The 406-nt window shown below is 73.2% G+C and carries 1 pseudogene; it reads right to left on the reverse strand.

Annotation, left to right across the window (positions count from 1 at the left end):
- A pseudogene (locus tag AC5Y4Q_RS21655) lies at positions 1-406 on the reverse strand (PGRS repeat-containing protein); the annotation flags it as partial.

Consider the following 406-nt stretch of genomic DNA (forward strand, 5'->3'; position numbering starts at 1 on the left):
CACCGCTGTCGCCGGAAGTGGCCCCGGACGCACCACCGGTACCGCCACTACCGCCGACACCACCGGCACCACCGCCCGTGGTCTCACTGTCGCCGCCGGCGCCACCGTTACCACCGACACCGCCGGTGCCGCTGTCACTGGCGCCCCCAGCACCACCAGCACCACCGGCACCACCGGTCGCGGCCACCACGTTGGCGTTGTCGCCGCCGGCGATACCACCGTTGCCACCCGCACCACCGGCGCCACCGGTGCCACCACCGATCGCGGCACCACCGGCACCGCCATCACCGCCGGCGCCCGCGATCGCACCGCTACCAGTGATCCCGGTAGCACCGGTACCGCCCGGCGCATTGACCGTCACGGTGTTGCCGTTGCCACCGTTACCACCGGCACCACCATCACCCGG

The sequence above is a fragment of the Mycobacterium sp. NGS16 genome, assembly GCF_059813225.1.